The 7,478-nt window shown below is 70.7% G+C and carries 7 protein-coding genes; 3 read left to right on the top strand and 4 right to left on the bottom strand.

Features of this window, described 5'->3' with window-relative positions; all coding sequences use genetic code 11:
- Positions 1 to 248: 248 nt before the first annotated feature.
- Positions 249 to 1,547 (bottom strand): D-arabinono-1,4-lactone oxidase, encoded by a 1,299-nt coding sequence (locus tag ACWDN5_RS45670; protein WP_449680670.1) that lies wholly within the window; start codon positions 1,545 to 1,547, stop codon positions 249 to 251.
- 86 nt (positions 1,548 to 1,633) lie between these two features.
- Here ACWDN5_RS45670 and ACWDN5_RS45665 point away from each other — a divergent pair, with 86 nt between their 5' ends.
- A complete protein-coding gene (locus ACWDN5_RS45665) occupies positions 1,634 to 2,818 on the top strand; it encodes an amino acid deaminase/aldolase (RefSeq protein WP_310968272.1) in 1,185 nt (394 codons plus the stop codon).
- A 7-nt stretch (positions 2,819 to 2,825) separates the two neighbouring features.
- Here ACWDN5_RS45665 and ACWDN5_RS45660 read toward each other — a convergent pair whose 3' ends face one another.
- The 3 genes from ACWDN5_RS45660 to ACWDN5_RS45650 are packed head-to-tail and all read right to left on the bottom strand — an operon-like array spanning position 2,826 to position 5,084.
- Positions 2,826 to 3,776: a ribose-phosphate diphosphokinase gene (locus tag ACWDN5_RS45660; RefSeq protein WP_310968273.1), complete on the bottom strand. Its 951-nt coding sequence runs from the start codon at positions 3,774 to 3,776 to the stop codon at positions 2,826 to 2,828.
- On the bottom strand, positions 3,773 to 4,423 hold the full coding sequence (locus ACWDN5_RS45655; protein WP_310968274.1) for an SDR family oxidoreductase: 651 nt from the start codon (positions 4,421 to 4,423) through the stop codon (positions 3,773 to 3,775). Before ACWDN5_RS45655 ends, ACWDN5_RS45660 begins: the two co-directional genes overlap by 4 nt.
- Positions 4,424 to 4,433: 10 nt before the next feature.
- Positions 4,434 to 5,084: a hypothetical protein gene (locus tag ACWDN5_RS45650; protein WP_310968275.1), complete on the bottom strand. Its 651-nt coding sequence runs from the start codon at positions 5,082 to 5,084 to the stop codon at positions 4,434 to 4,436.
- A gap of 423 nt (positions 5,085 to 5,507) precedes the next feature.
- Between ACWDN5_RS45650 and ACWDN5_RS45645 the strand changes: the two genes are divergently transcribed.
- Together ACWDN5_RS45645 and ACWDN5_RS45640 are read left to right on the top strand one after the other, a co-directional pair.
- Positions 5,508 to 6,578, top strand: coding sequence for an HpcH/HpaI aldolase/citrate lyase family protein (locus ACWDN5_RS45645; RefSeq protein WP_310968276.1), 1,071 nt, complete (start codon positions 5,508 to 5,510; stop codon positions 6,576 to 6,578).
- Positions 6,575 to 7,478 (top strand): HpcH/HpaI aldolase/citrate lyase family protein (locus tag ACWDN5_RS45640; protein ID WP_449680669.1); only part of this gene is annotated, 904 nt, incomplete at its 3' end. The genes ACWDN5_RS45645 and ACWDN5_RS45640, both read left to right, overlap by 4 nt.

Below are 7,478 nucleotides of genomic sequence, written 5' to 3'. Positions count from 1 at the left end.
CGAATGACTCATTCGGGACCTCGCACGTCCCGAATGAGTCATTCGCGACACCGCGGGCCGACCCGAACGGCACGCGGACGCCCAGACCTGCACCCCACCCAGGCCTGCCCCGCCGCCCCGATCCGAAGCCGAAACACGGCCGGTGGTGCCGGGTCAAGGCACGCTTTCCCGCCTTGACGCGGTACCACCGGCCGTAGTGACAATCGCGGCTTCGGGGTGGCGGGCCAACTGCTGCGCGGAGATATCCGCTACACAGCCGGCCCGAGTACCCGGTCCAGATACGTGTTGCTGAAGACCCCGCTCGGGTCGGTTTCCTTACGCACGCGCAGGAAGTCGTCGAAGTGGGGGTAGCGCGTGCGGAGGGTGCCGGCGTCGAGGTCGTGCATCTTGCCCCAGTGGGGGCGGCCGCCGACGGCGCCGGCGATCTTCTCGAACGCGCTGAAGTACTCGCGGTACGGCATGCCGATGAACTGGTGGATGGCGATGTAGGCGGAGTCGCGGCCCTGGGCCGTCGACAGCCAGATGTCGTCGGCGGCGGCGACGCGGACTTCGACCGGGAACATCACCGGGTGCTTCAGCGTCGGCACTACCGCCCGTAGTTCGGCGAGCACGTCGAGCACTGATTCACGTGGAACAGCGTATTCCGTTTCGGTGAAGCGGACGTTGCGCGCGGTGACGAAGACGCGGTGCGAGAGGTCGCTGTACTCGCGTGCACTCAAAACGTTGGAAGCGAAGCTGCCGAGCGACGGCACGAGCTTCGGCATCAGCCGCCCGGTCCGGCAGAGGCCGCCGAACGCGACGTTCTCCATGATCCGGTAGTCGACGAACTCGCGGACCTTGCTCAGCGGCCGCGCCGTCTCGGTTCGGTTGTTGCGCTTGACCAGGGCGTTCTTGCCGTAGGGGAACCAGTAGAACTCGAAGTGCTCGTTCTCGTCGGCGAAGTCGTGGAAGCCTTCGAGGACCTGCTCCAGCGGCTCCGGCCGCTCCTGCGCGCGCAGGACGAAGGACGGCTCGCACTTCAGCGTCACCGTGGTGATCACGCCGAGCGCGCCGAGTCCGACGCGGGCCGCGGCGAAGAGGTCGGGCTTTTCGGCCGCCGAGCAGGTGACGACCGAGCCGTCCGCGAGGACGAGCTCGAGCGCGACGACCTGGGTGGCAAGGCCGCCGAGCTTGGCGCCGGTGCCGTGGGTGCCGGTGGAAATCGCGCCGGCGACGGTTTGTGCGTCGATGTCCCCGAGGTTGGTCATGGCCAGCCCGAGTGCGTCGAGGGCGGCGTTGAGCTCCCGGAGCGTGGTGCCCGAGCGGACGGTGACGTGCCCGGTCTCGAGGTCGGCCTTCTCCACGCCGGTCCAGTACCGCAGGTCGAGCGCGTCGGAGTCGGCGGCGGCGATGGCGGTGAAGGAGTGCCCGCTGCCCCACGGACGCACGGTGCGGCCGGCCACGGCGATGCTTTCGACCGTCGCCGCGATTTCGGCCGTGGTGCGCGGCTGGTGAACGTGCTGCGGCGAGGCGGACGCCGTGCCCGCCCAGTTGGTCCACCGGGTCATGCGCGCGCACCCTTCATCCGTGAATGGCCGAAACAGTAAGTGAATAGTATTCGCGTTTCAAGCCTTCGTGTCGTACTTTAGACCTCGTGACCAGTGCGACGGTGTACGACTTGGCGACCAAGGACCTCGATCCCCCCTTGGCCGTGGTCGACTTGGCGGCTTTCGACGCGAACGCCGCCGACCTCCGCCGCCGCGCGGCGGGCAAGCCGATCCGCGTGGTCAGCAAGTCGGTCCGGTGCCGGGCACTGCTGCAGCGGGTGCTGACGATGCCGGGTTTCGAAGGCCTGATGTGCTACTCGCTGGCGGAAGCGGTCTGGCACGTCGAGCAGGGCACGACCGATGACATCGTCGTCGCCTACCCGACGGCCGACCACGAAGCCCTTCGCCGCCTGGCCGCCTCGGACGAGGCCCGCGCGGCGATCGCGATCATGGTGGATTCGCCCGCTCACCTCGACCTGGTGGACGCCGCCCTGGGCCACAACCACCCCGAGATCCGCGTCTGCCTGGAGCTGGACGCCTCCTGGCGCCCCTTCCCGGGAGTCCACGTCGGCACACGGCGGTCGCCGGTGTTCACGCCGAAGCAGGCCTCGACGTTCGCCCGGCAGATCGTCACCCGGCCGGGCTTCCGCCTGGTGGGCGTGATGGCGTACGAAGGCCAGATCGCGGGCCTCGGCGACGCGGCCGGCCCGCGCCTGAACCAGGCGGTGGTGGGCTGGATGCAGCGCCGGTCGGCGGCCGAGCTGGCCCGCCGCCGTGGCGAAGCGGTCCGGGCGGTCGAGGCCGTGACGCCCCTGGAGTTCGTCAACGGAGGCGGAACGGGCAGCCTCGAGTCGACGGGCGCGGACGCGGTGGTGACGGAGATCGCGGCGGGCTCGGGCCTGATCGGACCGACGTTGTTCGACGGCTACACCCGCTTCAAGCCCCGCCCCGCAGCGTTGTTCGCCCTGCCGGTGGTCCGGCGCCCGACCCGCAACATCGCGACGCTGTTTTCGGGTGGGTACATCGCCTCGGGCCCGACCGGTCCGTCCCGCCAGCCCAAGCCGTACCTGCCCAAGGGCTTGAAGTTCCTCGGTTTCGAGGGCGCGGGCGAAGTCCAGACGCCGGTGACGGGCCGGGCCGCCCGGACCCTGAAGCTGGGCGACCGGGTGTGGCTGCGGCACGCCAAGGCGGGCGAGCTGGCGGAGCGGTTCACCCACTACCACCTGGTGCTGGGCGACCGGGTGGAGCGAACGGTCCCGACGTACCGCGGCGAGCACCAGAACTTCGGCTGACCCGCGCTCAGAACAACGCCGACACCGATTCGCCGTTGTGGATGCGGCGGATGGCTTCGGCCATCGCCGGGGCGATCGAGAGGATCTTCAGCTTCTCGGTGCGCTCCTCCTCCGGCACCGGGACCGTGTTGGTGCAGACGATCTCCAGCACCTCCGGCCGGCTGCCGATGCGTTCGATGGCCTTCGCCGCGAAGAGCCCGTGCGTGCACGCCACGCGGATCGAGCGCGGGTGCAGCTCGGCCAGCCTGTCCAGCAGTTCGAGCACCGTGCTGCCCTTGGCGATCTCGTCGTCGAGCACGATCACGTCGCGGCCGGTGATCTCGCCGATCACCGAGGTGATCTGGACGCGGTCGTCCGGGAAACGCTCCTTCGCGCCGGCCGCGACCTGGACGCCGAGGAGGCGCGCGAAGTGCGATGCCTCCTTCGCGTTGCCCAGGTCGGGTGAGACGACGGTGGCGCGCGAAAGGTCGTACTGGCGGAAGTGCTTGGCCAGCTCCTGCAGCGCGTGCAGGTGGTCCACCGGGACGCTGAAGAAACCGTGGACCTGCGGCGAGTGCAGGGTCATCGCGAGCACGCGGCTCGCCCCGGCCGTCACCAGCAGGTCGGCGACCAGCCGGCCGCCGATGGAGATGCGGGGTGCGTCCTTCTTGTCCGAGCGCGCGTACGAGTAGTGCGGGATCACGGCGGTGATCCGGGACGCCGAGGCGCCGCGGGCCGCGTCGAGCATCAGGAGCAGTTCGACCAGGTGCTCCTGCACCGGCTTGACCAGCGGCTGGATGATGAACACGTCCCGCTCGCGGCAGTTGGACTGGAGCTGCACCTCGAGGCAGTCGTTGGCGAACCGCTGGATCTCGACCGGCCGCAGCGGTACGCCGAGGTGCTCGCAGATCTCTTCGGCCAGTTCGGGGTGCGCGCTGCCGCTGAAGACGGCGATCTCTCTCGATGCCTGGGTGATCACAGCGCCGCGATCGCCTCGCCGATGGCGTCCTCACCCGAGATCAGCGTCAGGGTGCGGTGCACCGAAGCCGGCGTCTCGAGCAGGCCGACGAGCACCGCGGCGACGTCGTCGCGCGGGATGGGGCCGCGGCCGGTCCGCTCGGCCAGCAGGACCAGGCCGGTGCCGGGGTCGTCGGTGAGCGACCCGGGCCGGAGGATCGTCCAGTCCAGATCGCGCGCCTTGAGGTCGTCCTCCGCCGCGCGCTTGGCGCGCAGGTAGTGGCGGAACTCCTCGGTGACGTCGGGGTTCTCCGGGTTGTCGGCCCCGATGGACCCGACCTGGACGTGCCTCCGGACGCCCGCGCGCTCGGCCGCTTCGGCGAACAGCGCCGCGGCGCCCCGGTCCACAGTGTCCTTGCGGGCGGTGCCGCTGCCCGGGCCCGCGCCCGCGGAGAAGACCGCGGCGTCGGCGCCCTTCAGCACCTCGGCGACGGCGTCCACATCGGAGTTCTCCAGGTCGAGCACGACGGCTTGGGCACCGACGGCTTCGAGGTCCGCCGCGTGGGCGGGGTTGCGGATGATGCCGACCGCTTCGTCACCGCGCGCGGCGAGCAGCCGCTCGAGCCGCAGCGCGATCTGACCGTGTCCACCAGCAATGACGACTCGCATGGAGCCGACTTTAGTGCGAAGCGGGCGCCTCCGCGGTCCGGAGCAGGTGGTCGTAGACCAGCTCGTTGACCAGGCGGGAGACCGGGTCCTCGGCGAGCACGACGCGCTCGGTGCGGCCCTCGAGGTCGAGGTCGACGACCGCGTTCGGGTCGGCGGTCACGACGGCGAGGCCGTACGCGCGGGCGCGCGGCAGGCAGTTGCCGACGTAGTCCTCGGTCAGCACCGCCGGGGAGGGGAGGACCATCGCGGCCTCGCCGTAGCGGGCGAACGGAACCGCGGAGGCCATCGCGGTGCGCCAGTGGCGCGCGACGGCCAGGACGCCGACGATCTCGGCGGCCGGGGCGGGGGCGGTTCCGGCCAGCTCCGGCCAGGTCCAGGTGTCGACGGTGGCGCGGTCGGCCACCGGGCCGGCACCCATCGCGATGCGTTCGGCGTGCACGTCGGTGCGGAGCTTGGCGACCACGCAGACCTTGCGGCCGAGGATCGTGATCTCGGGGAGGACGACGCCGTTCCAGCCGAGCTGGGCGGCGGCGGCGCGGGCGAGCTCGTCGACGCTCGCGGGGAGCTCGATCGGCGGCACCACGCGGCTCGGCATCGACCGGCTGCGCTTCGCGCCACCGGCGACCGTCGAGCGCTCGGTGTTCTGAGGTGTAGCCGCCACGAGTCCGCCTCCTTCTAACCTGCACCGCTTCGTGACCGGGGGAAACCGGCACCTCACTTGTCTAACAGCGCGGCGGCGCGGCGTCGCCGGGTAGTGCGAGTGGCTGCGATCGGCGGCGCCCAGCGGTCGATGACCGGTCGGTAGGCGGTCATCGGACTTCGGTCGAACGGTGCGGCCAACCGAGTGATCGCGAGGTGAGTGGCATTACGGTCCGGCAACGGGCGATTACCCGCGGCAGAACCGGCCAAACCCGATCCGACTAGCCCGGATGGCGCAACAACGGCAAAATCCACAGTGGACGTGGGTCGCTGAGCTGCGGTTGTCCGCCGTCACCCACATGGCGGTGACTTGCACCGCAGCGGTCCCGCGCGCGCGGGACTAAAGTTACCGACCAGTCACTTAGCCGCCCGCCGTGGAGGACCGATGCGCTCCCCGAAGGACTTCTTCGCCCCGCTCGCCCTGGGCGCGCCCGCGCCCGTGCGGGAGATCCCGGTGACGCCGTCCCGGATGATCCACTTCTTCGACCCCGGCAACGAGAAGATGGCGGCGAAGGTGCCGGACATCGCGAAGAAGGTCGACGTCCTGCTCGGGAACCTCGAGGACGCCGTGCGCGCCGACCGCAAGGAGGCCGCGCGCGCCGGGCTGGTCGCGATCGCCAAGGCCCACGACTTCGGGAAGACGCAGCTGTGGACGCGCGTCAACAGCCTGGACTCGCCGTGGGTGCTCGACGACCTGATCACCCTCGTCACCGAGATCGGCGACAAGCTCGACGTCATCATGGTGCCGAAGGTCGAGGGCGCGCAGGACATCCACTACGTCGACCGGCTGCTGGCCCAGCTGGAAGCGCGGGCGGGCCTGACGAAGCCGTTGCTGGTGCACGCCATCCTCGAGACGGCGAGCGGCGTGGCCAATGTGGAGGAGATCGCCGGCGCGAGCCCGCGCATGCAGGGCATCTCGCTCGGCCCGGCCGACCTGGCCGCGAGCCGGCGCATGAAGACGACGCGGGTCGGCGGCGGGCACCCGGGTTACCTGGTGCGCACCGACCCGACCGGCGACGACCTGACCGCGGGCCGCACGACCTACCAGCAGGACCTCTGGCACTACACGGTGGCGCGGATGGTGGACGCCTGCGCGATGCACGGGATCCTGCCGTACTACGGGCCGTTCGGGGACATCCGCGACGTCGTCGCGTGCGAGGACCAGTTCCGCAACGCGTTCCTGCTCGGCTGCGTCGGCGCGTGGAGCCTGCACCCGGTGCAGATCGACATCGCGAAGAAGGTGTTCTCGCCTTCGCCGTCCGATGTGGCCTGGGCGCGCCGGGTGATCGCCGAGATGGGCGACGGCACGGGCGCGGTGATGATCGACGGGAAGATGCAGGACGACGCGTCGGTGAAGCAGTGCCGCGTGGTCGCCGAACTGGCGGACGCCCTCGCGGCGGACGACCCCGAACTCGCCGCGGCCTACGACGCGGCCACCAAGGAGGCCCTCGGATGACCGAGCTGAAGCCGAGGCGTTCCGTCCTCTACATGCCCGGCGCGAACGAGCGGGCGCTGGAGAAGGCCAAGACGATCCCGGCGGACGCGCTGATCCTCGACCTCGAGGACGCCGTCTCCCCCGACGCCAAGGAAGCCGCGCGCGACCGCGTCTGCGCGGCGGTCGGTGACTACGGTGCCAAGGAAGTGACGATCCGGGTCAACGGCCTGGACACCGAGTGGCACGACGCCGACCTGCGCGCGGCCGCGGCCGCCGGCCCGGCCGCGGTGGTCGTGCCGAAGGTGAACTCGGCGGCCGAGGTGCACAACATCGAGCGGGCCCTGGAGCTCGGCGGGGCGCCGGACCACACGAAGATCTGGGCGATGGTCGAGACGCCGGTCGCGATGCTGCACGCGGAGGAGATCGCGGCGGCCTCCGAACGGCTGACCGTGCTGGTGATGGGCACGAACGACCTGGCCAAGGAGCTGCACGCGGAGTTCGTCCCCGGCCGCGGGCCGCTGCTGGGCGGGCTTTCGCTGTGCCTGCTGGCCGCCCGGGCGACCGGAAAGGTCATCCTCGACGGCGTCTACAACGACGTGAAGGACCTGCCCGGTTTCGAAGCCGAGTGCGAGCAGGGCCGGCAGTACGGGTTCGACGGCAAGACGCTGATCCACCCGGCGCAGGTCAAGCCGTGCAACCGGATCTTCGCGCCGTCCGAGGAGGAGATCGACCGCTCGCGGCGGATCATCGAGGCCTTCGAGGAAGCGCAGAAGGACGGCCGCGGCGTCGTGACGGTGGACGGCCGGATGATCGAGAACCTGCACGTCGACAACGCGCGGCGGGTGCTGGCGCTCGCCGAGGCCGTCACCCGCGCGCCACCGGTCTCGGCTTCCGCACCATGGAGTTCTTCCGCCAGGCCGG

The organism is Amycolatopsis sp. NPDC003731, from assembly GCF_053586895.1.
The sequence above is the reverse complement of the archived record's forward strand: the minus strand, read 5'-3'. Positions and strand labels throughout refer to the sequence as shown.

What these genes read in the sequence shown, in the direction of transcription:
- ACWDN5_RS45670 (WP_449680670.1), bottom strand. Translation starts at nt 1,547, where the DNA reads ATGACCCGGTGGACCAACTGGGCGGGCACGGCGTCCGCCTCGCCGCAG.
- ACWDN5_RS45655 (WP_310968274.1), bottom strand. Translation starts at nt 4,423, where the DNA reads ATGCGAGTCGTCATTGCTGGTGGACACGGTCAGATCGCGCTGCGGCTC.
- ACWDN5_RS45645 (WP_310968276.1), top strand. Translation starts at nt 5,508, where the DNA reads ATGCGCTCCCCGAAGGACTTCTTCGCCCCGCTCGCCCTGGGCGCGCCC.